This window comes from Ensifer sp. 38_S197 (assembly GCF_056924495.1).
The window spans coordinates 2679411-2703521 of sequence record NZ_JBXOVZ010000002.1 but is presented as its reverse complement, the minus strand read 5'-3'; the positions used below and the strand labels follow the sequence as shown (position 1 = coordinate 2703521).

Annotated in this window: 23 protein-coding genes, 3 tRNA genes and 1 pseudogene; 16 read left to right on the top strand and 11 right to left on the bottom strand. The window is 61.3% G+C overall.

The window, feature by feature from the left end:
- Positions 1 to 158: 158 nt before the first annotated feature.
- Positions 159 to 1319: a D-alanyl-D-alanine carboxypeptidase family protein gene (locus AC1Z3V_RS26200; protein WP_483502553.1), complete on the bottom strand. Its 1161-nt coding sequence runs from the start codon at positions 1317 to 1319 to the stop codon at positions 159 to 161.
- A 57-nt stretch (positions 1320 to 1376) separates the two neighbouring features.
- A complete protein-coding gene (locus AC1Z3V_RS26195) occupies positions 1377 to 2417 on the bottom strand; it encodes a septal ring lytic transglycosylase RlpA family protein (protein WP_483502552.1) in 1041 nt (346 codons plus the stop codon).
- Positions 2418 to 2730: 313 nt separating this feature from the next.
- Here AC1Z3V_RS26195 and AC1Z3V_RS26190 point away from each other — a divergent pair.
- The 3 genes from AC1Z3V_RS26190 (at position 2731) to lexA (ending at position 4489) form a co-directional block, all read left to right on the top strand.
- Positions 2731 to 2820 (top strand) — tRNA-Ser (locus AC1Z3V_RS26190).
- 302 nt (positions 2821 to 3122) lie between these two features.
- Positions 3123 to 3419, top strand: coding sequence for a hypothetical protein (locus AC1Z3V_RS26185; protein WP_483502551.1), 297 nt, complete (start codon positions 3123 to 3125; stop codon positions 3417 to 3419).
- Positions 3420 to 3763: 344 nt separating this feature from the next.
- The gene (gene lexA, locus AC1Z3V_RS26180; RefSeq protein WP_429820305.1) at positions 3764 to 4489 is read left to right on the top strand and encodes a transcriptional repressor LexA; all 726 of its coding nucleotides are present in this window, start codon (positions 3764 to 3766) and stop codon (positions 4487 to 4489) included.
- A gap of 93 nt (positions 4490 to 4582) precedes the next feature.
- Here lexA and AC1Z3V_RS26175 read toward each other — a convergent pair whose 3' ends face one another.
- The 4 genes from AC1Z3V_RS26175 to AC1Z3V_RS26160 all read right to left on the bottom strand — a co-directional run bounded on the left by AC1Z3V_RS26175 (position 4583) and on the right by AC1Z3V_RS26160 (position 6575).
- Positions 4583 to 4915: a hypothetical protein gene (locus tag AC1Z3V_RS26175; protein WP_483502550.1), complete on the bottom strand. Its 333-nt coding sequence runs from the start codon at positions 4913 to 4915 to the stop codon at positions 4583 to 4585.
- A gap of 219 nt (positions 4916 to 5134) precedes the next feature.
- Positions 5135 to 5208 (bottom strand) — tRNA-Cys (locus AC1Z3V_RS26170).
- Between the two features lie 153 nt (positions 5209 to 5361).
- On the bottom strand, positions 5362 to 6018 hold the full coding sequence (locus AC1Z3V_RS26165) for a thermonuclease family protein (protein WP_483502548.1): 657 nt from the start codon (positions 6016 to 6018) through the stop codon (positions 5362 to 5364).
- Between the two features lie 263 nt (positions 6019 to 6281).
- Entirely contained in the window at positions 6282 to 6575 is a 294-nt protein-coding gene (locus AC1Z3V_RS26160; RefSeq protein ID WP_429820254.1) for a hypothetical protein, read from the bottom strand.
- Positions 6576 to 6734: 159 nt separating this feature from the next.
- On the opposite strand from AC1Z3V_RS26160, the gene AC1Z3V_RS26155 reads away from it, so the two are divergent.
- From AC1Z3V_RS26155 to AC1Z3V_RS26135, 5 genes are all read left to right on the top strand, one after another.
- Positions 6735 to 6809, top strand: a tRNA-Asn gene (locus AC1Z3V_RS26155).
- Between the two features lie 94 nt (positions 6810 to 6903).
- Complete coding sequence (locus AC1Z3V_RS26150; protein WP_483502546.1) at positions 6904 to 8352, top strand: cryptochrome/photolyase family protein; 1449 nt, start codon at positions 6904 to 6906, stop codon at positions 8350 to 8352.
- Between the two features lie 93 nt (positions 8353 to 8445).
- A complete protein-coding gene (locus AC1Z3V_RS26145) occupies positions 8446 to 9699 on the top strand; it encodes a class I SAM-dependent methyltransferase (protein WP_483502544.1) in 1254 nt (417 codons plus the stop codon).
- An 80-nt stretch (positions 9700 to 9779) separates the two neighbouring features.
- Positions 9780 to 10151, top strand: a complete 372-nt coding sequence (locus AC1Z3V_RS26140; protein ID WP_483502543.1) for an SMR family transporter — start codon at positions 9780 to 9782, stop codon at positions 10149 to 10151.
- A gap of 19 nt (positions 10152 to 10170) precedes the next feature.
- The gene (locus tag AC1Z3V_RS26135; RefSeq protein WP_483504154.1) at positions 10171 to 10464 is read left to right on the top strand and encodes an SMR family transporter; all 294 of its coding nucleotides are present in this window, start codon (positions 10171 to 10173) and stop codon (positions 10462 to 10464) included.
- Here the strand turns inward: AC1Z3V_RS26135 and AC1Z3V_RS26130 are convergent.
- Positions 10452 to 11291 carry an SDR family NAD(P)-dependent oxidoreductase gene (locus tag AC1Z3V_RS26130; protein ID WP_483502541.1) on the bottom strand — a complete coding sequence of 280 codons (840 nt, stop codon included), beginning with the start codon at positions 11289 to 11291 and terminating at the stop codon, positions 10452 to 10454. The genes AC1Z3V_RS26135 and AC1Z3V_RS26130 overlap by 13 nt on opposite strands.
- A 303-nt stretch (positions 11292 to 11594) precedes the next feature.
- Between AC1Z3V_RS26130 and AC1Z3V_RS26125 the strand changes: the two genes are divergently transcribed.
- The 5 genes from AC1Z3V_RS26125 (at position 11595) to AC1Z3V_RS26105 (ending at position 15392) form a co-directional block, all read left to right on the top strand.
- Complete coding sequence (locus AC1Z3V_RS26125; RefSeq protein WP_483502540.1) at positions 11595 to 12635, top strand: cysteine synthase A; 1041 nt, start codon at positions 11595 to 11597, stop codon at positions 12633 to 12635.
- A gap of 7 nt (positions 12636 to 12642) precedes the next feature.
- Positions 12643 to 13392, top strand: a complete 750-nt coding sequence (locus AC1Z3V_RS26120) for an alanyl-tRNA editing protein (protein WP_483502539.1) — start codon at positions 12643 to 12645, stop codon at positions 13390 to 13392.
- Between the two features lie 16 nt (positions 13393 to 13408).
- Positions 13409 to 14263: a 3-mercaptopyruvate sulfurtransferase gene (gene sseA, locus AC1Z3V_RS26115; RefSeq protein ID WP_483502537.1), complete on the top strand. Its 855-nt coding sequence runs from the start codon at positions 13409 to 13411 to the stop codon at positions 14261 to 14263.
- Positions 14264 to 14267: 4 nt separating this feature from the next.
- Entirely contained in the window at positions 14268 to 14831 is a 564-nt protein-coding gene (locus AC1Z3V_RS26110) for a GNAT family N-acetyltransferase (RefSeq protein ID WP_429820238.1), read from the top strand.
- 93 nt (positions 14832 to 14924) lie between these two features.
- Positions 14925 to 15392: a DUF1203 domain-containing protein gene (locus AC1Z3V_RS26105; protein WP_483502536.1), complete on the top strand. Its 468-nt coding sequence runs from the start codon at positions 14925 to 14927 to the stop codon at positions 15390 to 15392.
- 47 nt (positions 15393 to 15439) lie between these two features.
- Here the strand turns inward: AC1Z3V_RS26105 and ald are convergent, their stop codons facing one another.
- Positions 15440 to 16558 carry an alanine dehydrogenase gene (gene ald / locus AC1Z3V_RS26100; RefSeq protein WP_483502535.1) on the bottom strand — a complete coding sequence of 373 codons (1119 nt, stop codon included), beginning with the start codon at positions 16556 to 16558 and terminating at the stop codon, positions 15440 to 15442.
- Positions 16559 to 16715: 157 nt separating this feature from the next.
- Between ald and AC1Z3V_RS26095 the strand changes: the two genes are divergently transcribed.
- Positions 16716 to 17177: an Lrp/AsnC family transcriptional regulator gene (locus AC1Z3V_RS26095; protein WP_057255972.1), complete on the top strand. Its 462-nt coding sequence runs from the start codon at positions 16716 to 16718 to the stop codon at positions 17175 to 17177.
- A gap of 9 nt (positions 17178 to 17186) precedes the next feature.
- Here AC1Z3V_RS26095 and AC1Z3V_RS26090 read toward each other — a convergent pair whose 3' ends face one another.
- Positions 17187 to 18434, bottom strand: coding sequence for a GGDEF domain-containing protein (locus AC1Z3V_RS26090; protein WP_483504153.1), 1248 nt, complete (start codon positions 18432 to 18434; stop codon positions 17187 to 17189).
- Positions 18435 to 18664: 230 nt separating this feature from the next.
- Between AC1Z3V_RS26090 and AC1Z3V_RS26085 the strand changes: the two are divergent.
- Positions 18665 to 20648: pseudogene (locus AC1Z3V_RS26085) on the top strand (bifunctional 2',3'-cyclic-nucleotide 2'-phosphodiesterase/3'-nucleotidase).
- 174 nt (positions 20649 to 20822) lie between these two features.
- Here the strand turns inward: AC1Z3V_RS26085 and AC1Z3V_RS26080 are convergent.
- Together AC1Z3V_RS26080 and ilvA are read right to left on the bottom strand one after the other, a co-directional pair.
- Complete coding sequence (locus tag AC1Z3V_RS26080) at positions 20823 to 21143, bottom strand: HlyU family transcriptional regulator (protein ID WP_429820231.1); 321 nt, start codon at positions 21141 to 21143, stop codon at positions 20823 to 20825.
- 77 nt (positions 21144 to 21220) lie between these two features.
- Positions 21221 to 22468, bottom strand: a complete 1248-nt coding sequence (gene ilvA / locus AC1Z3V_RS26075) for a threonine ammonia-lyase (RefSeq protein ID WP_429820229.1) — start codon at positions 22466 to 22468, stop codon at positions 21221 to 21223.
- A gap of 156 nt (positions 22469 to 22624) precedes the next feature.
- Between ilvA and AC1Z3V_RS26070 the strand changes: the two genes are divergently transcribed.
- Positions 22625 to 24079: a TrkH family potassium uptake protein gene (locus AC1Z3V_RS26070; protein ID WP_483502532.1), complete on the top strand. Its 1455-nt coding sequence runs from the start codon at positions 22625 to 22627 to the stop codon at positions 24077 to 24079.
- The last annotated feature ends 32 nt before the right edge of the window (positions 24080 to 24111 follow it).

Sequence of the window (24111 nt, the reverse complement as noted above, 5' to 3'; positions counted from 1 at the left end):
ATCATGACCGGTTCTCATAAGTTAGACCGGGATGCGGGCGGAAAACCGCACACGCTTTTCCTCATCCCGCTCCGGCCCTGTTTAGCCGATTGGTCCGCGGTGCGAAACCGTCAGGCGGCGATGAATTGGCAGGAACAGGCTCACCGCAGATAGGGCGACTAAATCCAGAAGAACAGCAGCTCCTGCAGCGCATCGAGAGCGCGGCTGGTCAACGTGCCCTGCCCCACGGCGCTGGCGGTCTTGACCGGCACTTCGCGCAGCAGTTTCTCGCCATTCCACAATTTGACGACGCCGACCTCCGTTCCAGCCGCCACCGGTGCACGCAAGGGCCACCTATAGACGATCCGTGCCGTCAGCCGTTCCGGGTTGTCGACTGGTAACAGCACGTCGACGGGACCGCCCGCCACCAGGGGGACGTGAGACGCATCGCCGCCATAGACGGCCGCTTCGCCAATCGCTTCCCCATCGGCAAAAATCCGCTTCTTCTCGAAGGCGGTCATCGCCCAATCGAGCACCCTGCGGCTCTCCTCGATGCGCTCCTTGTCGGTTTCGAGACCGCCCATGGCGAGATAGACCCGGCGGCCGCCGCGCTGCAGCGAGGCGGCCAGGGAGAAACCGAAGCCTTCGGCAAAACCGGTCGCCAGTCCGTCCACACCGATATTGGCCGAGATCAGCGGGTTCTTGTTGCGTTGCAGGATCTTGTTCCACTCAAACTCCGGCTGCGAATAGAGCCGGTAGAGATCCGGATGGGCCTCATGGAGATGCCGCATGAGCGTTACCAGTTCGCTCATCGTGATCTGGTTGCCGGGATCAGGCAGCCCCGTGGCGTTGCGGAACGTCGCAACCGGCATGCCGAGCTCGCGAGCGCGCGCCGTCATGCGCTCGGCAAAAGCGGCCTCGTTGCCGGTCATGCCCTCGGCAAGGATGATGCAGGCATCATTGGCAAGCTGCACCGCCACGCCTTGCAACAGGTCGGCGACGCGGATGCGGGATTTCAATGCGGCAAACATCGTCGAGGTGCCGGCCGGGGCACCACCGGTACGCCAGGCATGCTCGGACACCTCGAAGGTGGTTTCGGCGGAAAGTTCGCCCTTGCCGAGAGCCTCAGCCACGACTTCCATCGTCATCAATTTGGCGAGTGATGCCGGCGGAATCGGCTGGTTTTCGGCACGCGAGAAGAGCACGGTGCCGGTTTCGGCATCGACCAGCAGGATCTGCTTTGCCTTGGTATCGAAGGCAGGCGTCGGCGTCTGCGCAAGTACGGCGCCAGCAAACAACACACCACCGAAAAACACCGCCGAAAACATCTTCATGCGCATGGGAAACTCCCGTTTCCCCTTGGCCATAGCAGCGTGGTCATTTTGGCACAACGCCGCTTACGGTTGTCGGACAGAACCGCTTGCTTTCTGGTGCTTCGCGTAATCGACAATCACCTGGGGGGTAAGCTGCTTCTTGTCTGCCATGATCGCTTCAAACGGCGACTCGGCGTCGCTGACGCGAACTTCGTAATAGGCTGCCGCGTAGGCCGCGTTGCCGTCGGGCATCGGGATGAATTCCGGCCGCTCGCGCGGGATCGGGCCGATCTCCGGGAGCATCACGAACTCATTCAGCGACTGCGGCTGGGCGAACTGCGGCACAGGCGCGGCAAGTGCCGTCACCGGTTCGCCGACGTCGAGCGAAGCCTTTGCGGGAACGGTGAGCGTGCCAAGGCTCTGATTGCGGAACGGCTCGTTCGATGCGACCATCACACCGGTCGCGATCTGGCCCTCCGGCATCACGCTCGGGCCACGTTCGCCCTTCTGGACATAAGAAGCCATCAGATAGGGCATGTCGTTGCCTTCGAGCGGCGCGCGGCCGACATATTGTACGCGCACCTGCGCGCTGCCCTTGCGCTTGATGTCGAGCATATCGGCGGTCTTCGAGGAGACATCGATGATGCGGCCATATTCATAGGGGCCACGGTCGTTGACGCGCACGATCACCGACGCGCCGTTTTCCATGTTGGTGACGCGCGCATAGCTCGGCAGAGGGAACGTCGGATGGGCGGCCGACAGATGCGCCTTGTCGTAGACCTCGCCGTTGGCAGTCAGCCGGCCGTGAAATGCCGAGCCGTACCAGGAAGCGACACCGGTCTTGTTGTAGCCGAAGTCTTCCTTCGGCTGATACCATTTGCCCTTGACCTGATAGGCCTTGCCGACCTGGTAACGTCCGCCGCCCTTCGGAATATTGTTTCCGTTGGCAACGCGCGGGCTCGCCTTCACACCATAAACGGATTCGGCGAAGTATTCCTTGCTGCGCGACTTGGACTTCTTGATGCTCGACGTGGATCCGCAGGCCGCAAGCGTTACGCACAGCATGGGGACCGCCGCAAGGCGCAATCCCTTGACCAGATATGCCGCATTTTTACTGGATGTCATCTGTCCCACAACATCGATCGAATAAGCCGTACTCGAAACCTTCCGCTCATGCCCCCAGCGGAAATCTCGGCGTCCCGAAACGGAACAGTCGATGAACCATGACAGCAACAAGGCAAAAATGCGAACTCATCCACAGATCAGCGCGGGATTTCATGCGTTATGGTTTACAGATGGTTGCCGGCGCAGCAGGCCTGCGCCCTCAGGCACGGCCACCGAGAAAATCTTTCGGCGATGCATGTTAAATCTTGCAAAGCGACAGGGCTTCGCGCAATAACGCCGTGCCCGGTAGGCCATTAGCGCCAACTTCAGGCAAGGACAGGTGGCCGAGTGGTTTAAGGCTCTGGTCTTGAAAACCAGCGTACGGGAGACCGTACCGTGGGTTCGAATCCCACCCTGTCCGCCATTCCCACTGAAAATGCGCTGGCGCCGGCATCGTTGTCGCAGCACTCACTATAGTGAGCGCCGCTGCTGCAAAGACGTGCCGATCCTCGATATCAGCCACGCCCGCACCGATCCCGACACGGCAACTTCCGTTCTCCGCCTTTCTGCATCGGCTGCATGACGTAAAACAGTCACAGCTTACACTCAAAGAGCTGTTGAACACGTCAGCGTGATTGCCAGGCTTGCTGGACTCCGGAACGAAAGCGCGGTTCACATCGTTAACCGACCCGTAGTCCCACCCTTGCATCAAAGTGGACGATCACCGTGCTTGCCGCCCTGCTCCTCGCTTCGATAGTCGCATCGCCCAATATGCCTGACGTCAAGCTCAGCGCCGCCACGGTTGACGAACTGCAGACCGATTTCGAATCCGCCGTTCCCTGCCATCAGATCGACGGACGCAAAGTGTGGAAGGGCGCGATCGCGTTCTACATCCAGTCGTTCGTCTATGACGGCGACACCCCTGTCGCGACCGATGCGGCGGACGCCGTGCTTCCCGAAGACAACACCCCCGAGACGGTGAGGGAATTCGAAGACGCCTGCTCGACCACGCAGCCGGCCTAAAGCGCCGTGCGTTCCGATGAACGCACCAAGGTCGCTCTAGCACCCTTGTTTCCGGGGCACCTTTCCGCTGCAACGATTCCACTTGAACGCATCCCCTGGCCTGCTCCACGACAACGCTCACGAATCGTTCGAATCAAACCCACGGCCTCGCGATGTGCCACGCCGCGGGCCCCATTTCGCACGTATTCATCGCCCAAACCCGCTTTGCTCCCGTAAAAGTGACCGATCGACAGGCGCAGACGCGCCAATTGCCTGAATTCACGGAATTTTAGGCACTTGCAGAACACATATGGAACAGATAGTGTCTGTTCTTGATTTGTTTCACGCCTCTGGAGCGACGTGCCATGCTGACCCGCAAGCAACAGGAATTGCTTCTGTTCATTCACGAACGCATGAAGGAGTCGGGTGTACCGCCGTCATTCGATGAAATGAAGGATGCGCTCGACCTGGCGTCGAAATCCGGCATTCACCGCTTGATCACGGCGCTCGAAGAACGCGGGTTCATTCGCCGTCTGCCAAACCGGGCCCGTGCGCTCGAGGTCATCAAGCTTCCGGAAGCCTACGCATCCAGCCAGCAGCAGCCGCGCCGCGGTTTCTCGCCGAGCGTGATCGAGGGCAGCCTCGGCAAACCGGCTGCACCTCCTCCAGCCGCGCTGCCGAAGCCGGCGCCAATGGCCGAAAATAGTTCGGTTTCAGTGCCTGTGATGGGCCGCATCGCTGCCGGTGTGCCGATCTCGGCTATCCAGAACAACACGCATGACATCACCGTTCCGCTCGACATGATCGGCAACGGCGAACACTACGCCCTCGAAGTCAAGGGCGACTCGATGATCGAAGCCGGCATCTTCGACGGCGACACGGTGATCATCCGCAATAGCAACACGGCCAATCCCGGCGATATTATCGTGGCGCTCGTGGACGACGAGGAAGCGACGCTGAAGCGCTTCCGACGCAAGGGCGCATCGATTGCGCTCGAAGCCGCAAATCCCGCCTACGAGACACGGATTTTCGGGCCCGATCGGGTGAAAATCCAGGGCAAGCTCGTCGGACTGATCCGCCGCTACCACTGACCTCCGGACAAAATCTGATGTTTGACAGGGCCTCGCCGCTGTAAGCAGCGGCGAGGCCCTTTGTCTGTTTGCGACGATCTGACGTCGCGCCGCTTATTCGTGGATCGTGTATTCGCCGAGTTCGCAGAGGTCCTGGGTATCTTCGGTCGTATCGAGGCCAGAGCCTTCTTCGAACTCGAAGCGCATGTCGTACTTGCAGACATCCCGGCCGTCGGCGATGGTGATCTCCATGTCTTCTCCGGGGTTCAGCACCTGCCGGCCGAAAACATCGTCCTCCCACTCGTTGACGCCTACGGGCGACGTGTAAAAGTTCGTCAGTACCGCGCTCGTGTTGTTCTTCAGTTTGAAAACCAGGTCCTCTGCCCGCGCCTCGATAGCGGTCGCAGCAAAGAGGGCCAGTCCCGTCAGGACAAGTTTCGCTTTCATAAATGCCATTGCCTCCGTTTGATGATGACGGACGCTACCGATGCGGCTGATGCCAGCGGAGTCATCGTTCCCCCTCTACCGATTTCACCGAAGCGATAAGATCCGAACGAGACCTAGAAAACGTGGCTTGCGCGGGCGTGTGGAGGCAAAGCAACAATCATGCAATCGCTCTGCCCTGAGGCAGAACGTCTGTTCACACGAGAATGAGGTGAGAGTTTTTGGAGGCCTCGCCCGGAATTGAACCGGGGTACAAGGATTTGCAGTCCTCTGCGTCACCACTCCGCCACGAGGCCTCACAGCTCGGATAACCGAGCGTTGGCGCGGATTTAGAATGATTGCAGAAAAACCGCAAGAGGCATTTTCCGAAAAACGCGCCGTCGATTTGCAAGATAGATACTTTCCACAGAGCGATCGCGAAGCTCCGCCGATCGCATCCCGGATTGGCTTCAGCACCAGGGCGTCGCGTGCCCCGTCCATGGCCGCACCAGCCCTTCGTTGACGAGCACGCGCCCGATGGACTGGTCGCCGCGGGTGATCAGCCGCAGCTTTTCACCGGACTTGGCATCCGGACGGCCGCTCGCCGCTTCCAGCTTGAAGTCACCCGCATTCAGCAGTTCGCGCAGGCGCTGCTTGGCGTAAAAGCCGCGCGAACGCTCCTTGTCGCAGCTCGCCTGGCGGATGCGCGGTGCGTCGACGTCTGCCACGCGGATCGTTTCGCCACGGTACAGGAAGGTGGCACCGTCGATCACGCAATTGTCGTTGCGAATCCCGCAGAAATAAAACTGATCCGTGCGGATTGATGCCGTCTTCACTTCCTCGTTCGGCCGCATTTCAGGTGTCGGCGCCTTTGCACCGACGTCAACGGACGGCACCGGCGTGGCAAGCGCGACTCTCGTCACCGGATTCGGTTTCTGCCTCTCGACTTGCTGGGCGGGACGCTCGTCCGTTTTCTGAGCGGCGCGAACGGGCTTCGGCTTCGATTCGTGGCGCGATGTGAAGGCCAGCACGTCCGATGCCACCGGCCAGTGTTTCAATTCGGCGCGGTGATCATAGGCGACCACGCCGCCAATGGTCAGCGCCGCAGCCAGATACCACGGTGCCATTCCACCTTGTTTACCCCTGCTCCGACCGGAATTCCGGCTTCGACGTTTCGTAGTGGCTTTGGCCATGCGTCCCCATCCTGATTCGCGACCGCATTATGCGTTTGATGGGTTGCCGAAAAGTTTTCGGCGCCCTCCCTCAACAAGGGGCTCGCTGGTTCGGTGGGAATCAAATGGTGGAGAAGCGGGAAGCGCTCAGGCTGGTTGCGATCCAGATCGATCAAATGTTTCGCGATCTATCGAAAAAGTGGGCGGCAGCTCTTGGGTCACGAGCCGTTGGAGGAATTCGCGCGTCCGCGCCAGCGTGCCCACCAGACAGCCAAGCGACGGCGGCGGCGGCGAACGGACGGGATATCGTGCGAAAGAACGATGAGGCCCAGCGGTATCATCCAGAAGCCGAGCACCGGCAGAAAGCCGAGAAAGCCGCAGAACACCAGCAGCGAGCCCAGCAGGATACGCAGCAGCGGCGATTGCGGCAGCGTGATGCGCCATTTGCCGAGCACGATCTGGCGCGTCTGCGGATCAATCCCGAAGTGCGTCTGCTTCCTGTTTTTATTCATCATTCGCTATCCGGCGTCTTTTCCCACAATTGGGGGCTTCTCCACAGCCTCGCAACCGAACTTGTCATTTTTTTTGAAAAAACCGCTTGGCAAATCAGAAAAGCATGCGTATTAGCAGCCTCACTTCTGAAGCGCACAGCGAAACAGCGGCGCGGATGATCCCTGGTAGCTCAGCGGTAGAGCACTCGACTGTTAATCGATAGGTCGCCGGTTCGAATCCGGCCCGGGGAGCCAGTTTCAAAGAGAGCCATTTGCAGAAATGCGAATGGCTCTTTTTCATTTTGCACCTATGTTCCCCGGGTGATCAATCCCATTCTAGACGGTACCTATGACAAAGGCGGCGCCGATCATCGTGTGGTTCCGCAAGGATCCGCGCCTTGCCGATAACAGGGCCCTTGCGGCCGCGGCGGCTGAGGCCCCCGTCATTCCGCTCTATATCCGGGAGCCGGATGAAAGCGGCAACGGCCCACTGGGTGCGGCGCAGCGATGGTGGCTGCACCATTCGCTGGAGGCCTTAGCTGCCCGCCTCGGCCGCCACGGCTCGCAACTCATCTTCCGCTCCGGCGCCCCGCTGGATGTCATCAGCGATGTGGCGCAGACCACGGGCGCCAGTCGCGTCAATTGGAACCGGCGCTATGATCCGAATGGCATCACGGTCGATACGTCCCTGAAAAAAGCACTCGCCGCCAGGGGAATCATCGCGGAGAGCTTTCCCGGGCAACTGCTGCACGAGCCTATGCGCCTGCTGACGACGACAGGCGGCCCTTACCGCGTCTTCACGCCATTTTGGCGTGCGCTCGAATCCAAAATCGTCCCCTCGCCGCCCGTCGATGAACCACGACATGTCGCGAAACCGGGGATCTGGCCGGAATCGGAAACACTCAGTGACTGGGCGCTGCTACCGAAGAAGCCCAACTGGGCAGCCACATTCAGCGAGATATGGACGCCGGGCGAGCAGGGTGCCGTTGCGCGCCTCCACGAATTTATCGACGAGAAGCTGGCAGACTATAAGGTTCGCCGCGACTTCCCGGGCACCGACGGCACATCCCTGCTCTCGCCTCACCTCGCTTTCGGAGAGATCTCGCCGGCGCAGGTCTGGCACGCGACGCAGGGAATGCAGATCGCGGACGGTGAAGGCGTTGCCACGTTTCGTAAGGAAATCGGCTGGCGCGAGTTCTCCTACCATCTGTTGTTTCACTATCCGGAACTCCCGCACCGCAACCTCGATCGCCGGTTCGACCATTTCCGCTGGCTCGACCGTGAGGACGATTTCACCCGCTGGACGAAGGGTTTGACCGGCTTCCCGATCGTCGATGCCGGCATGCGCCAGCTCTGGCAACATGGCTACATGCACAATCGCGTGCGCATGATCGCCGCCTCGTTCCTGATCAAGGACCTGCTGATCGACTGGCGGAAAGGCGAGCAATGGTTTCGCGACACACTGGTCGATGCCGATCCGGCCAACAACGCGGCAAGCTGGCAATGGGTCGCGGGATCGGGCGCCGACGCGGCGCCGTTCTTCCGGATCTTCAATCCTGTTCTCCAAGGCGAAAAGTTCGACCCGGACGGAGCCTATGTGAGGCGCTTCGTGCCGGAACTCGGGCGGCTCGATCGGCGCTATCTCCATCGCCCCTTTTCCGCTCCTGCCGCCGTCCTGGCAGCGGCTGGCATCGAACTCGGCACGACCTATCCAAATCCGATCGTCGACCACGCCAGTGCGCGGGAACGGGCGCTCGCAGCCTTCGGCGAGATCGCAAGCGCGCCGAGAGAACCGTGACGGATACAAGCCCCCGGTAGAATTCCACAGTTGGCGTCTCGGCCGATTGCCGCTAGGCTCTCCTTACGGATGCAACCGCTGAGGGGATGGTGTATGCGTGGTCCGGAAGCCGACTTTGCCGCATTCGACGGCGCGGAAGAGCTTTCCTCCGGCAATCTGGCAACGGTGTTGCGTGATTTTCCGCTGAAGGCACGGATGGTGTTGAACGCACTGGTGCATCTTCGGATCGGGACGCTGATGCTCTCCGCCCCCGATGGCCGCAAGCTGGTGATCAGAGGCAAGAGAGCGGGCCCAAGCGCGATCCTCACCTTGAACAACTGGAACCTGCCGAAACGGGCAGTAACAGGCGGCACGATCGGCGCGGCGGAAAGCTACATCGACGGCGATTGGGACAGCCCCGATGTAGGAGCCTTTCTCGAGCTCTTCCTCGTAAACGCCGAGATCGGAGCGCATTTCCCGAACCGGGCGCGCGGCCTGCTACAGCTTGTCGAAAACTTCCTGCATTGGCGCAATGCGAATACGAAGTCCGGCGCGCGCCGCAACATTTCCGCTCACTACGACCTCGGCAATGCCTTCTACAGCGAATGGCTGGATCCGAGCATGACCTATTCGTCGGCGCTCTATGCCGCCGGTGCCAACGATCTCCGCTCCGCGCAGGCCGCCAAGTATCGCGCCCTTGCCGAAGCGACCAATCTTCGGGCGGGTGATCATGTGCTGGAGATCGGCTGTGGCTGGGGTGGCTTTGCAGAATTCGCGGCAACCGAGATCGGTTGCAAGGTGACGGGGCTGACGATCAGCCGCGAGCAACTGGCCTTCGCCCGCGAACGCATCCACCGGGCCGGGCTTGCCGATCGGGTCGAACTGAAATTCCAGGACTACCGCGAGGAAAAAGGCATCTATGACCGCATCGTCTCGATCGAGATGTTCGAGGCGGTCGGCGAAAAATTCTGGGCGACCTATTTCTCGCAGCTCAAGAGATGCCTGAAGCCCGGCGGCAGGGCCGGTCTGCAGATCATCACCATCAAGTCCGAAGCCTACGAGGAATACCGATCCAATCCGGATTTCATTCAGAAATACGTCTTCCCGGGTGGCATGCTGCCGACGCGCGAACATCTCATCGACCTTGGCCGCCATGTCGGCCTACGCATGATCAACGACTTCGGCTTCGGTATCGATTACGCCCGGACACTCGGCGAATGGCGCGAGCGTTTCTGGTCGGTCTGGAACCGGATCGAACCGTTGGGCTTCGACTTGCGTTTCAAGCGGCTATGGGAGTTCTATTTCTACTATTGCGAAGCCGGCTTCCGCGCCCGCAACATCGATGTTCGGCAGATCGTCTTCGAATAGGAACGCATATGGCGCATCTTTACCGCGTCACACGTAGCGCTTAAGAGGCGGTCGATCCAATTCTCTATTGAAGGTTCCGCATGCGTCTTGCATGGTTTTTCCTCGCGCTCGCCATCGCGACCGAAGTGGTGGGCCTGACGGTGATGAAGGCCGCCTCATCGAACGGCTCTTATCTCGGCCACATCGTCATGTATGTCTCGATCGCGCTCTCCTACGTCTTCCTGGCCAAGGCAGTGAAGACGATCTCCGTCGGCGTCGCCTACGCGATCTGGGAAGGTTCGGGTGTCGCGATCATCACGCTGGTGTCCGTATTCGTCTTCGGCCATGTGCTGACCGGCCGCGAGATGCTGGGGCTTTCGATGGCGATCGTCGGCATACTGCTCGTCAATGCCGGCGAGCGTCACGACGAGGACGAAGCCACGACGGAAGGAGCAGCCAGTGAGCGCGCCTAGCATCTACTTCGCGCTGGCGATGATGGCAGGCATTCTCGATGTCGCCGCCAACCTCGCCTCGACCAAATCGGAAGGCTTTGCCCGCCGCGGATGGGGTGCCCTCTCCATTCTGCTGGTGCTTGCCGCCTTCGCGCTCCTTGCCGAAGCGGTCAAAGGCATGGAGCTTGCGATCGCCTACGCCGTCCTCGGCGCGACCGGAATCTTCGGCACGGCCATCTGCGGAAGGCTGCTCTTCGGACAGAAGTTGAAGCCGATCGGCTGGGTCGGGCTTGCGCTTATCTTTGGCGCCGTGCTGGTGCTTCACACGGCCTGACGCCGGCTCTCGCCAGAGCCGGCATGTTTTTTCGCCTCTCTTGCCTCGGCAACGACACCCGTCAGCCGCCTGATAAGAGCGAAATAGAGACTATAGGGCAGCAGACGCATGAGCTTCACCGCGTAGGTGAAATGCCGCGGGAAGGTGATTTCGAAGCGTCGGGACTTCAGGCCCGCAACGATGCGATCCGCCGCCTGCTCGGCACTGACGAGGCCCGGACGCGGGAAGCGTATCCTCGCGGTACCCGGCGTATCGACAAAGCCGGGGCAGATGATCTGCAGACGGATGCCGATCCGGTCGAGATCAAACTTCAGGCTCTCGGCCATGTTGATCAGCGCGGCCTTGGACGCGCCGTAGGCGGCGCTGGTGGGTAACCCGCCGTAGCCGGCCACGGAAGACACGATGGCGATGTGGCCATGTCCCTGCGCCTTCATATGCTCGACGGCCGGCAGCAGGCAGTTGACCACGCCATTGAGATTGACCGCAAAACTCTTCTCGAAGGCTTCGCGGTGGAGGTCGTCTCCCCGCACGGGGACCGCAACCCCCGCATTGAGGATCACCAGCGACAGGTGGCCATGATCGTACTCGATCGCCGCCAGCACGCGCTCCATGTCCTTAGGGTCGGTGACGTCGCCGTCGAGAACGGTGATCCTTCCGTCACCCGCCGCCTCGTGCTGCAGGTCCACCAGTTTCTCGTGGCTTCTGGCGGTGACGACCACCGAATAGCCTTCACGCACCAGCTTGAGCGCCAGCGCCCGCCCGATACCCGCGCTCGCGCCGGTGACCCAAGCCAGTTTATGTTCGGATTTCACAGACTGAATACTCATCACTCACTCCTCGGCACGCGCCGGGAAAAACGCACGCATCTCCTTCTGGTGAAAAAGACGAGCCCGGCCCTTCATCGCGGCAGCGATCCTTGCCGCGGAGCCCCAGATGCCTTGGAGACGATTTTTGTTCGGGACAGAGCGGCGGCGAAACGCTATTTCTTGCCTGAAGTGCAGGCTGAGCCGAAAACACGCCAACATTTCGGCGGTCCGCGATCGTTGTCGATTTTCGTCAGCCGCCGTTCGTATTTCCCTGGCACGTGTCGCCCTGCTCCGGCGCCTGTCCTCAAACACGAGGTTCTGAAAATGGCCATTCTACCGTCCGTCCTCGAAGCGATCGGCAACACACCCTTGATTCGGTTGAAGGGCGTGTCGGAAGCGACGGGCTGCGACATCCTCGGCAAGGCCGAGTTCCTCAATCCGGGACAATCGGTCAAGGACCGTGCCGCGCTCTCGATCATCCGTCAGGCGGAGCGGAGCGGGCAGCTTCGCCCCGGCGGCGTCATCGTCGAGGGCACGGCCGGCAACACGGGCATCGGGCTTGCGCTCGTCGGCCAGGCGCTTGGTTATCGCACCGTGATCGTCATTCCCGAAACCCAGAGCCAGGAGAAAAAGGACGCCTTGCGGCTGCTCGGCGCCCAACTCGTCGAAGTGCCGACGGTTCCCTACAAGAATCCCAACAACTACGTGAAGATCTCCGGCCGGCTCGCCGAGCAACTGGCGAAAAGCGAACCGAACGGCGCCATCTGGGCGAATCAGTTCGACAACGTCGCCAACCGCGACGCGCATGTGGAAACCACGGCGCCCGAGATCTGGCGCGACACGGACGGCAAGGTCGATGGCTTCATCTGCGCTGTCGGCTCCGGCGGAACGCTGGCGGGCGTCGCTCAGGGGCTGAAGGCGAAGAACCCGGCAATCAAGATCGGCCTTGCGGATCCGCAGGGCGCAGCACTTTACAGCTACTACACCAACGGCGAACTGAAGGCCGAGGGCAGCTCGATCACCGAGGGCATCGGCCAGGGCCGCATCACCGCCAATCTCGAGGGTTTCACACCGGACTTCTCCTACCAGATTCCGGATTCGGAAGCCGTTCCCTACGTCTTCGACCTGATCGAGCGGGAAGGCATCTGCGTCGGCGGCTCGACCGGCATCAACATTGCCGGTGCCGTGCGGCTCGCCAAGGAGCTCGGTCCAGGACATACGATCGTGACGATCCTCTGCGACTATGGTAACCGCTATCAGTCGAAGCTCTTCAATCCGGACTTCCTGGCCTCCAAGGGACTGCCGGTGCCGGCCTGGTTGAAGACGTCGTCCCACATTGCGGTGCCATACGAATCAGTTGGATAGGAATGCCATGACCAGGACCGTGACCGCCCTTTTCCGAGACGATTTCTACCTCTCGACCTGCGAAGCAAGCGTCACCGGAATTCTGGAAGATGGCGGGATCGAACTGGATCAGACCTGCTTCTACGCGACATCGGGCGGACAGCCCGGCGACACCGGCTTTCTGGAGCGCGCGGACGGCAGCCGGATCGACATTGCGGTCGCGCGTCACGGCGATACCAAGGACATCATCATCCATGTGCCGGCTGAGGGACAGCCGGCACCGAATGTCGGTGAAAAGCTCGTCCTGCATATCGACTGGCCGCGTCGCTACCGGCTGATGCGCATGCACACCGCCTGCCACCTGCTCTCGGTCGTCTGCCCCTTCCCGATCACCGGAGCCTCGGTCGGCGAAGACGAGAGCCGTGTCGATTTCGACATGAGCGAGACGATCGACAGGGACAAAGTCACGACGGCTCTGATGAAGCTCGTCGAGGAAAATCACCCGGTTTACGTCCGGTGGATCACCGACGAGGAACTGGCCGCCAATCCCGGCATCGTCAAATCGAAGAACGTGCGCCCGCCGATCGGCCTTGGGCGCGTCAGCCTTGTCTGCATCGGCGAAAATTCGGCCATCGACAGCCAACCCTGCGGCGGCACGCATGTGTCGGAAACGCAGGAAGTCGGCGCCATCCACATCGCCAAGATCGAGAAAAAGGGCAAGGAAAACCGTAGGTTCCGCATCCGCTTCGGTACGCCCGAAGATCGCGCATCAGTTTGAGTAGGGAGTTGCGACCGTGACCAACAACAAGAGCGCCTTTGTCGTTTCCGCCGATTGGCTGCAGGAGCGCCTCGGCGACCCGACGATCCGGATCCTCGACGCCGCCTGGTACCTGCCCGCACAGAACCGCAACCCGAAGGCGGAATACGACGCCGGACACATCCCCGGTGCCGTATTCTTCGACCAGGATGCCATTGCCGACCACACGAGCGGCCTGCCCCACACCTTGCCCTCACCGGAAGTCTTCGCCTCGTCGGTCGGCGCGCTCGGTGTCAGCGAGAAGGACACGATCGTCGTCTACGACGGCCCCGGCATCATGACCGCGCCGCGCGTCTGGTGGATGTTGCGCATCATGGGCGCCAAGAACGTTTACGTGCTCGATGGCGGCATGGACGGCTGGAACAGGGAAGGACGCCCTGTCACCACCGAAGTGCCCTCGCCCAGGCCGGCGACGTTCAATGCGAGCTTCACGCCTTCGGCAGTCACCTCCTTCGAGCGGATGAAAGAGATCGTCGCCGACGGCAGTATCCAGATCGCCGATGCCCGCGGGGCCGGACGTTTCTATGGCGAAGAACCGGAGCCGCGCGCTGGCATGCGTTCGGGCCATATGCCTGGCGCGCACAGCCTTCCCTCCGGTATTTTCTCGGAAAACGGAAAGTTTAAGGATCTCGCGACGTTGCGCCAAACCTTCGCCGACGCTGGCGTCGATCTCTCCAAACCCGTGGTCACGACCTGCGGGTCGGGCGTCACCGCCGCCATCATCACCCTGGCGCTGCAATCGCTCGGCCACACGGATAATACCCTTTATGATGGCTCCTGGTCGGAATGGGGCGGCCGCGCTGACACGACGATCGTCACCGGTCGAGAGTGATATCATGCGATCGCCGAAGCTCGCCTCCCTGACAGCGCACGTAACCGAACTCGAGATGACGGCGCCGCCGAAGCAAAGCCTGCCGATGCCGGTCAACATCCAGACCGCCATCCTGCGCGTCTCCGACATCCCGCTCAGCTATTACCGCTTTTTGTACCTGCGTGTCGGTCGCCGCTGGCACTGGACCGAGCGGCTGCGGATGAGCGACGAGGAACTTTCAGCGGTGCTCGGCGACAAACGGACGAGCGTCACGGTCCTCTATGTCAATGGCGCGCCGGCCGGCTTTTTCGAGTTGCACCAGGGCGACGACGACGTCGTCGAACTCGTCCATTTCGGCCTGATGGAACATGCGCTTGGCCTCGGCCTCGGCAAGTGGTTCCTGCTCCAGACGCTCTTTGCCGCCTGGGCGCTCAATCCGAGCAAGCTGACGGTAACGACCAACAATCTGGATCACCCCCGAGCGCTCCAGCTTTACCAGCAGTTCGGCTTCTCGCCGGTCGCCACCCGCGAGGCAACGGTCGAGCCTCTGACCGACGCAGAACTGCTGACCCTGGCGAAAAATCTCTGAGGCATGTCGCCCCGGCAAGTTCCGGGTGTCGAAAGGGTCGCGCCAGGCGCATCCTCCTGATCGAACATATCGAACCGATCAAGGAGATGCGCCATGACTTTGCGCTACATTCCGATGTCCGACGACGAAGCGCGGCGGATCCGAGAGGGCGGGCCGGACGCCTATGGCAATCCGCCGGAGCGAGAGATTTCCGATGGTGACGGCGTGCCCTGCCGGCACTGCCTGCGCAATGTCGGCGCCGGAGAGCCCTACCTGATCTTTGCGCTGCGGCCGTTTTCCTCGTTGCAGCCCTATGCGGAGACCGGCCCGGTGTTCATGCATGCCGAGGAATGTCCGGCGCATAGCGGCAACGCGCTTCCGCCGATCCTGGCTTCGAGCGTGAGCTATCTGTTGCGCGGCTATGGCGAGAACGAACGGATTGTCTATGGGACCGGCGGTGTCGTTTCGTCGGAACAACTGCAGGCGCGGGCGGAAGATTTGCTGGCACGACCGGACGTTTCGTCCGTGCACGTGCGTTCAGCCAGGAACAATTGCTACCAGTGCCGGATAGAACTGGCCTGAACACGAATTCGGCCCGGCATCACTGCCGGGCCGAAAGGATCTATCCCTCAGGCGACGTTCAGGACGGCCTCCGGCGCATAGGCATCGTAGCCCAGCGCTTCGGCGACCGGCGCGTTGGTGACGCGGCCGCGATGGACGTTGAGGCCGGCACGCAGATGCCGATCCTCGGCAATTGCCTTCAGGCCCCTGTCCGCGAGCTGCAGGCCGTAGTGGAGCGTCGCGTTGTTCAGCGCATGCGCCGAAGTCACCGGCACCGCACCCGGCATGTTCGCCACGCAGTAGTGCACGATGCCGTCGACCTCGTAGGTCGGGTCGGAATGGGTGGTGGCATGCGAGGTCTCGAAGCAGCCGCCCTGGTCGATGGCGACGTCGACGATGACAGCCCCCTTCTTCATGCCGGTCAGCATTTCGCGGGTCACGAGCTTCGGCGCCGCAGCGCCCGGAATGAGAACCGCTCCGATCACCAGATCGGCGGAGAACACTTCCTCCTCGAGCGCGTCGATGGTCGAATAGCGCGTGTGGACGCGGCCGGCGAAGAGATCGTCGAGCTGGCGCAGACGTGGTATCGAGCGATCGATAATGGAGACATCGGCACCGAGACCCGCCGCCATCCGTGCCGCATGCAGGCCGACGACGCCGCCGCCGATGACGGTGACCTTCGCCGGTAACACGCCCGGCACGCCGCCGAGCAGGATGCCGCGGCCGCCATTGGCCTTCTGCAGCGAGGTCGCACCCGCCTGGATCGCCAGCCGCCCGGCAACTTCGGACATCGGCGCAAGCAACGGCAGGCCACCGCGATCGTCGGTGACGGTTTCATAGGCGATCGCCGTGACGCCGGAATTGAGGAGACCCTTGGTCTGTTCCGGATCGGGCGCAAGATGGAGATAGGTGTAGAGAATTTGGCCTTCGCGGAGCTGCGCCCATTCTGAGGGTTGTGGCTCCTTGACCTTGACGATCATGTCCGACTTTTCGAACACTTCCTTTGCCGTCGCGACAATCTTCGCGCCAGCGGCACGGTAAGCATCGTCATCCGCGCCGATCCCTGCCCCGGCCTTGGTTTCCACGATCACCTCATGTCCATGGGCAACATATTCACGCACCGAGCCGGGCGTCAGGCCGACTCGATATTCATGGTTTTTGATTTCCTTCGGGCAACCGACACGCATCCTCGCGTTCCTCTCCTGTTATGGGCTTTTCGCCGCTTTTGACGAGGCATTCAGCAAAACACGGGCTAAATCGAATGTCCTTGCAAAGACGGAATCCCGGGCGCATTGATTTCGAATAATATTGCGTGAACTGAAGCATTATTGAGGAAAATCACGAATGAGTGAACTCGATGCCATTGATCATGCGATTCTGCGCATCCTCCAGCAGAATGGCCGGATTTCGAATGCAGACCTCGCGGCGAAGGTTGGGCTCTCTCCGTCCGCCTGCTCCCGCCGGGTCGACATCCTCGAAAAGTCAGGAACGATCGCCGGCTATCATGCACGCATCGCGCACAAGGCGCTCGACTACCAAATCATGGTGATCGTGCATATTTCGCTGTCGGGTCAGTTCGCCAAGACGCTCGCCGAGTTCGAGGCGGCAGTGAAGCTCTGTCCAAACGTGCTCGTCTGCTACCTGATGTCGGGAGAATACGACTATATTCTGAGGGTCGCGGCCAAGGACCTGCAGGACTACGAGCGCATCCACCGCGATTGGCTCTCGGCCCTGCCCCATGTGGTCAAGATCAATTCGAGCTTCTCGCTGCGGGAAGTGATCGACCGGCCGAATGTCGGCATCTGAGCGAGCAGCCTATCGGCCGACGACACAATTGCGGCCACGCCCCTTGGCGGCGTAGAGACGAAGGTCGGCCTCAGACAGCAGGTTCTCGATCGCCGCCCCATCGTCCGGCGTCGACGACAGACCGATGCTTGCGGTTACCGGCCGCCCGTCCGGCGTTGCGACGAGGTCCGACACGGCTACCCTAATCTCGTCCGCCCGGCGCAAGGCATCCCCATGGGTCATTGCCGGGCACAGGATCACGAACTCCTCGCCGCCATAACGAAACAGCCGATCGACCGGGCGCAGTTTCGATTTTACCGTCTCGACCAGCCGCTGCAGGACACGGTCGCCTTCCTGGTGGCCGAAGCGGTCGTTGACGCCCTTGAAATGGTCGACGTCGATAATCATCAGCGTGACCGCGGCGTTGTCGGCGCTCGTCGCGCGGAGCATTTCCGGCCCTTCGATTTCAAACCGGCTGCGGTCGAGCGAACCGGTCAGGGTGTCCTGCCCCGACCGCGAAAGCAGGTCTTCGTAGCGTTCTCGGAACGTCAAGGTGTTGAAGATATCGCCAAGCGGCCGATCCGACATAGCCAGGAACGGATGGCGCGAGGCATTGAGATACATGCCTGTCGCAATCGCAAAAAAAGGCGCTGCCAGCATCTTCGCCATCCAGCCGCCCCAGAAAACCTCGAGGGGCGCACCGTTCCACCAGCGCAGTGCCGCATAGAAAGCAGCCTGGTCGAATGTCAGCACGACGACGCCGCAGATCAGGAATCGGACAGTCACGAAACGCCGGAACCACCTACCCAGCCGCTCGTAAAGCAGGATGATCATCAGCGAATCGAAATAGAGGATAGTCGTCCCCCAGACCATCAGCCAACCCATCTCGTCGATGAAAGCGAGGTCGGCGGATCGCTGCGCCACGATGGAGACGGTATCATGCTGGCGCAGCAAGAGGCTCAGCGCCACCGTCAGGAAATTGCCGGCGAGCAGGCCGTAGATCGGCTGGCGTACGGTTGCCGCGTCCTCCTTCACGTAGAGCAGCAGGATCATCATCAGCTTGCCGGAGAAAAGCACGGCCGAGCCGGGCGAGATCACGCCGAACGGCAATTGCACGTAAAAGACGGCAGCGAGATAGGTCTCGATGAAATGCATCACGCCGAGCGCGGCGACGAAGACGCCAAGTCCCAGCCGGGCCCGTAGATGCAGCAGCCCGATCATCGCCGTGACGTAGACCAGTGCCTCGCCGACGAAGAGAAGAAGGTTGGCGTTTGGCATGCGCTTCAAAAAGATCCGTTTCCTGAAAACCGGTTAACCGGGAAGTTTGAAGAAAACTTTAGCGGGATTCGCGGTTGCCCGGCCTCAGAATGCAAAAATCTGCCGCTTTCGGAAATGTCGCCTTTCCGGCATAGTCACCGCCAACCCACCGTGGTTCGCGTGTCTGCGAACAAAACTCCGGATTGCACTCGTCTCGGAAAGACCGGGATTCTTGATAAATGGAGGACCGCATGCCAACGACGACATCCCCGCTCCACCTCACGCGCCGCTCGCTTCTCGCCGGGGCCGCGGCTTCCTCGGCGCTCGTCATGCTGCATCCGTTTTCCGTCCGCGCCGCCGCCAACCAGGCGCACCTCAGAATCATGGAAACGACGGACCTGCACGTCCACGTCTTTCCCTACGACTATTATGGCGACAAGCCCAACGATACGGTCGGACTTGCGCGCACCGCCTCGATCATCGACGCCATTCGAGCGGAAGCGACAAATTCCATCCTCGTCGACAATGGCGACTTCCTCCAGGGCAACCCGATGGGCGACTACATCGCCTATCAGCGCGGCATGAAGGATGGCGATCTCCACCCTGTCATCGCCGCCATGAACGTGCTCGGCTATGATTGCGGCACGCTTGGCAACCACGAATTCAACTATGGCCTGGACTTCATGTTCAAGGTCCTGAACGGGGCGAACTTCCCGCTCGTCTGCGCCAACCTGACGAAGGGCGCGCTTGCCGCCAACGGGCGTCAGGACGAGCTTTTTCTCAAGCCTTACGTCATTCTCGACCGAAAGGTGAAGGACGGCTCCGGCACGGAGCATCAGGTCCGCATCGGTCTCATCGGCTTCGTTCCGCCGCAGATCATGACCTGGGATGCCAAGAACCTCGAAGGCAAGGCCAATGCCCGCGATATCGTCAAGGCGGCCGAAGCCTGGGTGCCGCAGATGCGCGAGGAAGGCGCCGATATCGTCGTCGCGCTCTCGCATTCGGGCATCGGCCAGCAGTCCTATGCGGAGAACCTCGAAGAACGCCTCCGTGCCGCTCGCCGCGATCGCAGGCATCGATGCGATCGTCACCGGCCATAGCCACCTGGATTTCCCCGGCCCGAAATTCGACGGCATCGCGGGAGTCGACAACACGAAGGGCCTGATCTCCGGCAAACCCGGCGTCATGGGCGGCTTCTGGGGCTCGCATCTCGGCCTCATCGACCTGCTGATCGAACGCGAGGGCGGTGCCTGGCGTGTCGTCAGTTCGACGAGCGAGGCACGGCCGATCTACCGTCGTGAAGGGAAGAAGGTGATCGCCGAAGTCGCCGACAAGCCGGAGGTGCTGGCCGCCGCAAAGAAGGACCACGAGGCGACGCTCACCTATGTGCGCACGCCCGTCGGTAAGACCAGCGCACCGCTCTATTCCTACTTCGCTCTGGTCGCGGACGACCCGTCCGTGCAGATCGTCAGCCAGGCGCAGACCTGGTACATCAAGGACATGCTGAAGGAGACCGAGTACCGCGACCTGCCGGTCCTTTCGGCTGCTGCCCCCTTCAAGGCCGGCGGCCGCGGCGGCGCGGACTACTATACCGACGTCCCGGCCGGCGACATCGCGATCAAAAACGTCGCCGACCTCTATCTCTACCCGAACACGGTGCAGGCCGTTGTCATCACCGGCGACCAGGTGCGCAACTGGCTGGAAATGTCCGCCGGCATCTTCAACGAGGTCAAGCCGGGCGCAACCGATGCACCGCTGATCAACGGCAGTTTCCCGTCCTACAATTTCGACGTCATCGACGGGGTCACCTACCAGATCGACCTTTCCGAACCGCCGAAGTTCGACAAGGACGGAAACGTCATCAACCCTTCCTCGAATCGCATCAAGAATCTGCAGTTCAACGGGAAAGCGATTGATCCGACACAGAGATTCGTGGTCGCCACCAACAATTACCGGGCTGGCGGCGGCGGCAATTTCCCCGACATCGCCGCCGACAAGGTGGTGTTCGCAGCCCCCGACACGAACCGCGATGTCGTTGTGCGCTACATCATCGATCAGGGCACCATCAACCCGTCGGCCGACGGCAACTGGACCTTCGTGCCGCTCGCCAATACGAGCGTGACCTTCGACAGCGGGCCGAAAGCCCGGCAGTTCCTGGCGCAGGTGAAGGGTGCAACGATCGAGGATGCCGGTGATGCCGCCGAAGGCTTTGCCCGCTTCCGGATCAAGCTCTGAGCTTCCGTCAAACGAGGATCGGGCCGCACCCGTGGCGGCCCACCACATGTGGCGGGTGACGAAGGTTCAGCCAAACCAGCGATGCCTCTGCAGGCTGCCGAAAGCCAATGCGAGACATTAAAAACGTCCGCTAACTATCTGAGAAAATTTTGATATGCCGCAGGCGGCGACCGATCAAACCTGGCGCGACTGGGCGTCGTCGGAAAACAGCGACGGGCCGGTCTGGTCGATGATCTGGCGTCCCTTGCGCAGCGCGGCGTCAATAGCGTCCTGCTCGGAAGCGAAGAGATCGGCACGAATGAAGCTGCGGATCTTGGCACTGCCATCGGCCGAGGGCTTCTCGATACTGCCTGCCAGGCGAAACTGCGAGCCCTCGCGCATGGGCGTCGCGCGGATGGTGCATTCGGCATAGGCCTCGGTCTTGCCGGGGGCAGCCTGCGCCTGGTTTTCAGAGGAGCCCGAACGGCCGAACAATTTCGAGAAAAACGATGCCATGACCAAGACTTAGACGCCGCGACCGACACTGTCAAAGCTTAAGTGCCGATTTTCGACCGCGGCGCCGTCATCCCGGCCTAGATGATGAGATTGGAGAGGATCTCGTTTTCCGTGATGTCCTGGTAACGCAATCCCGCGGCGTCGAAGCGGGCCTTCAACACCGGGAAATTCTCGGCGTGCTTGGTCTCGATGCCGATCAGGATGGAGCCGAAATTGCGCGCAGACTTCTTCAGATATTCGAAGCGCGAAATATCGTCCTCGTCGCCGAGCAGATTGAGGAAATCGCGAAGCGCGCCCGGCCGCTGCGCCATGCGCAGGATGAAATATTTCTTGAGCCCCGCATGGCGCATCGCCCGCTCCTTGACATCAGGCAGGCGCTCGAAGTCGAAATTGCCGCCGGAGACGACGGCAACCACCGTCTTGCCGGCAAGCGCTTCAGGGCCGAGCGCTTCAAGGGCCGCAACCGAAAGGGCGCCTGCCGGCTCCAGCACAACGCCTTCGACGTTCAGCATATCGACGATCGTCAGGCAGATCGCATTCTCCGCCAGGAGCATCACCTGATCGGCGGAAAAGCGGCGGAGGGCCGCAAAATTGAGGTCGCCAATGCGTCCGACTGCGGCACCGTCGACGAAATTGTCGACCTGATCGAGGGTGACGACGCTGCCGGTTTCGAGGCTCTCGCGCAGGCTGGGCGCGCCGGCGGGTTCGCAAAAGATGAAGTGATCCGCGGCGATCACGTCCTTGAGATACCCCGTCACGCCGGCAGCAAGGCCACCACCGCCGACAGGCAGGACGACGAGATCGGGTGTCACGCCGTCAGGCAGTTGCCAGGCAATTTCAGCAGCGACGCTTGCCTGGCCTTCGATGATATCGGCATGATCGAAAGGCGGCACCATGACGCCGCCGATCGCTTCGACGTGATCGCGCGCCGCCTTGTAGCACTGGTCGAAGATATCGCCGACGAGGCGGATGGTGATGAATTCGCCGCCGAACATGCGGGTCTTGTCGATCTTTTGCTGCGGCGTCGTCACCGGCATGAAAACGACGCCCGGCACGCCGAAATGGCGGCAGACAAAGGCAAAGCCCTGGGCGTGGTTGCCGGCCGAGGCGCAGACGAAGGTCTTGCCGGATGCGTCGGCGCCGAGTGCCTTGCGGAAGAAATTGAACGCGCCGCGGATCTTGTAGGAGCGCACGGGCGACAGGTCTTCGCGCTTGAGGTAGATGTTGGCACCGTAGCGTGCGCTCAAGTGCTCGTTGAGCTGCAGCGGCGTCGGCGGGAAGATCTCCCGCAAGGCTTCGGTTGCGGCTTCGACATCCTGCTTCATCGCGTGCGGTCTTCCGTTGAGTTGGTCGCTGGCTGTGGCTATTGCACATTGCAACGCCCGAAGCCATCGCTTTGACTCGAATCGGACCGCCGTGAACAATGCAGCCGCATCCCCTTCGGCCGGGACCTCCGCAACACTTTCCGGGAAATTGAACGCTTGAACGCAACGTTGATCCGGCATGCTGTGCACATCGCGGCAATCCTCGGCATATACCTCGCGGGCGCCATGCTCGTGCCGGCGATGGTCGATCTCTATTACGGCCACCCGGACTGGCAGATCTTCGCCGCTTCGGCCTTCATGGTCGGCGGCCTGTCGCTTGCGACCTTCATGGCAACCCGCATGGGACCGCCGCCGTTTTCCAAGAAATTCGGCTTCGTCCTGGTCAATCTTTTGTGGGCGGTCTTTTCCGTGGTCGGAGCGATCCCGCTCTGGCTGTCGTCGCTGGATCTTGATTTTGCCCAGGCGCTTTTCGAGTCCGTCTCGGCAATTACCACGACCGGCGGCACCGTCATCGTCGGTCTTGACGACGCGCCGCCCGGGCTTCTGGTCTGGCGTTCGCTACTCTGCTGGCTCGGCGGCATCGGCATCGTCGTGCTCGGCCTGTTCATCATCCCCTATCTCAGGGTCGGCGGCATGTCCTTCTTCAAGATGGAATCCTCCGACACCAGCGACAAACCGTTCGCGCGCCTCGCGAGCTTCAGCCGGGCCTTCCTGATCGTCTATGTCGTCATCACGCTTCTCTGCACGATCGGCTACTTCCTGGCCGGCATGAACCGCTTCGACGCCATCAACCATGCGATGTCGACGGTCGCGACCGGCGGCTTTTCCACCCATGATGCGTCCTTCGCCTATTTCGGCAGCATCCCGCTGCTCTGGACGGCGACCTTCTTCATGGCGCTTTGCAGCCTGCCCTTCTCGATCCTGATCGTGCTGGTGGCGCGCGGCCGGCTCGATGCGCTGCGCGATCCACAGATCATCGTCTTTCTCGGCTATCTCTCTGCCTTCTCAATCGCGGTCGCTGTCTATCACCGCCTGGTCAATGGCGTCGAAGTTCACCTGGCGCTGGCGCATTCCTTCTTCAACATCACCTCGATCCTTTCGACCAGCGGCTATGCCAGCCAGGACTACAGTCTCTGGGGGCCCTTCGTCGTCATGGCCGCCTTCATCGCCACCTTCATGGGCGGTTGTTCCGGATCGACGGCAGGCGGCATCAAGGCCTATCGCTTCATCGTACTCTTCAACGCGATCCGGTCGGGGCTCAACAAACTCGTCTACCCCAACGCGATCTACGCCGTACGCTACGGCAAAAATGCCGTCGATGCCGACACGCAACGCGCGATCTTCCTGTTCTTCATCACCTATATCCTGCTCTGGGTCTTCGGAAGCCTCGCCATGGGTGCGCTCGGCTACGATCTGATCACTGCGACATCGGCGGTCATCACCTGCCTTTCAAATGTCGGCCCCGGGCTTGGCCCCATCATCGGACCAGCAGGCAACTTCTCGACGCTTGGCGATCCCGAACTCTATCTGCTGTCGCTAATGATGCTGCTCGGCCGTCTGGAGGTCCTGACCGTGCTCGTGATCCTGACGCCGGTGTTCTGGAAGCATTGACCATCGGCCCGCCGGCCCTATCGTCTTGACTC

What these genes read in the sequence shown, in the direction of transcription:
- ilvA (WP_429820229.1), bottom strand. Translation starts at nt 22,468, where the DNA reads ATGAAGCAGGATGTCGAAGCCGCAACCGAAGCCTTGCGGGAGATCTTC.
- AC1Z3V_RS26150 (WP_483502546.1), top strand. Translation starts at nt 6,904, where the DNA reads ATGACAAAGGCGGCGCCGATCATCGTGTGGTTCCGCAAGGATCCGCGC.
- AC1Z3V_RS26080 (WP_429820231.1), bottom strand. Translation starts at nt 21,143, where the DNA reads ATGGCATCGTTTTTCTCGAAATTGTTCGGCCGTTCGGGCTCCTCTGAA.
- AC1Z3V_RS26145 (WP_483502544.1), top strand. Translation starts at nt 8,446, where the DNA reads ATGCGTGGTCCGGAAGCCGACTTTGCCGCATTCGACGGCGCGGAAGAG.
- AC1Z3V_RS26110 (WP_429820238.1), top strand. Translation starts at nt 14,268, where the DNA reads ATGCGATCGCCGAAGCTCGCCTCCCTGACAGCGCACGTAACCGAACTC.
- AC1Z3V_RS26160 (WP_429820254.1), bottom strand. Translation starts at nt 6,575, where the DNA reads ATGAATAAAAACAGGAAGCAGACGCACTTCGGGATTGATCCGCAGACG.
- AC1Z3V_RS26105 (WP_483502536.1), top strand. Translation starts at nt 14,925, where the DNA reads ATGACTTTGCGCTACATTCCGATGTCCGACGACGAAGCGCGGCGGATC.
- AC1Z3V_RS26140 (WP_483502543.1), top strand. Translation starts at nt 9,780, where the DNA reads ATGCGTCTTGCATGGTTTTTCCTCGCGCTCGCCATCGCGACCGAAGTG.
- AC1Z3V_RS26095 (WP_057255972.1), top strand. Translation starts at nt 16,716, where the DNA reads ATGAGTGAACTCGATGCCATTGATCATGCGATTCTGCGCATCCTCCAG.
- AC1Z3V_RS26125 (WP_483502540.1), top strand. Translation starts at nt 11,595, where the DNA reads ATGGCCATTCTACCGTCCGTCCTCGAAGCGATCGGCAACACACCCTTG.
- AC1Z3V_RS26175 (WP_483502550.1), bottom strand. Translation starts at nt 4,915, where the DNA reads ATGAAAGCGAAACTTGTCCTGACGGGACTGGCCCTCTTTGCTGCGACC.
- lexA (WP_429820305.1), top strand. Translation starts at nt 3,764, where the DNA reads ATGCTGACCCGCAAGCAACAGGAATTGCTTCTGTTCATTCACGAACGC.
- AC1Z3V_RS26120 (WP_483502539.1), top strand. Translation starts at nt 12,643, where the DNA reads ATGACCAGGACCGTGACCGCCCTTTTCCGAGACGATTTCTACCTCTCG.
- AC1Z3V_RS26135 (WP_483504154.1), top strand. Translation starts at nt 10,171, where the DNA reads ATGATGGCAGGCATTCTCGATGTCGCCGCCAACCTCGCCTCGACCAAA.
- AC1Z3V_RS26130 (WP_483502541.1), bottom strand. Translation starts at nt 11,291, where the DNA reads ATGAGTATTCAGTCTGTGAAATCCGAACATAAACTGGCTTGGGTCACC.
- ald (WP_483502535.1), bottom strand. Translation starts at nt 16,558, where the DNA reads ATGCGTGTCGGTTGCCCGAAGGAAATCAAAAACCATGAATATCGAGTC.
- AC1Z3V_RS26200 (WP_483502553.1), bottom strand. Translation starts at nt 1,319, where the DNA reads ATGCGCATGAAGATGTTTTCGGCGGTGTTTTTCGGTGGTGTGTTGTTT.
- AC1Z3V_RS26090 (WP_483504153.1), bottom strand. Translation starts at nt 18,434, where the DNA reads ATGCCAAACGCCAACCTTCTTCTCTTCGTCGGCGAGGCACTGGTCTAC.
- AC1Z3V_RS26195 (WP_483502552.1), bottom strand. Translation starts at nt 2,417, where the DNA reads ATGACATCCAGTAAAAATGCGGCATATCTGGTCAAGGGATTGCGCCTT.
- AC1Z3V_RS26165 (WP_483502548.1), bottom strand. Translation starts at nt 6,018, where the DNA reads ATGGCACCGTGGTATCTGGCTGCGGCGCTGACCATTGGCGGCGTGGTC.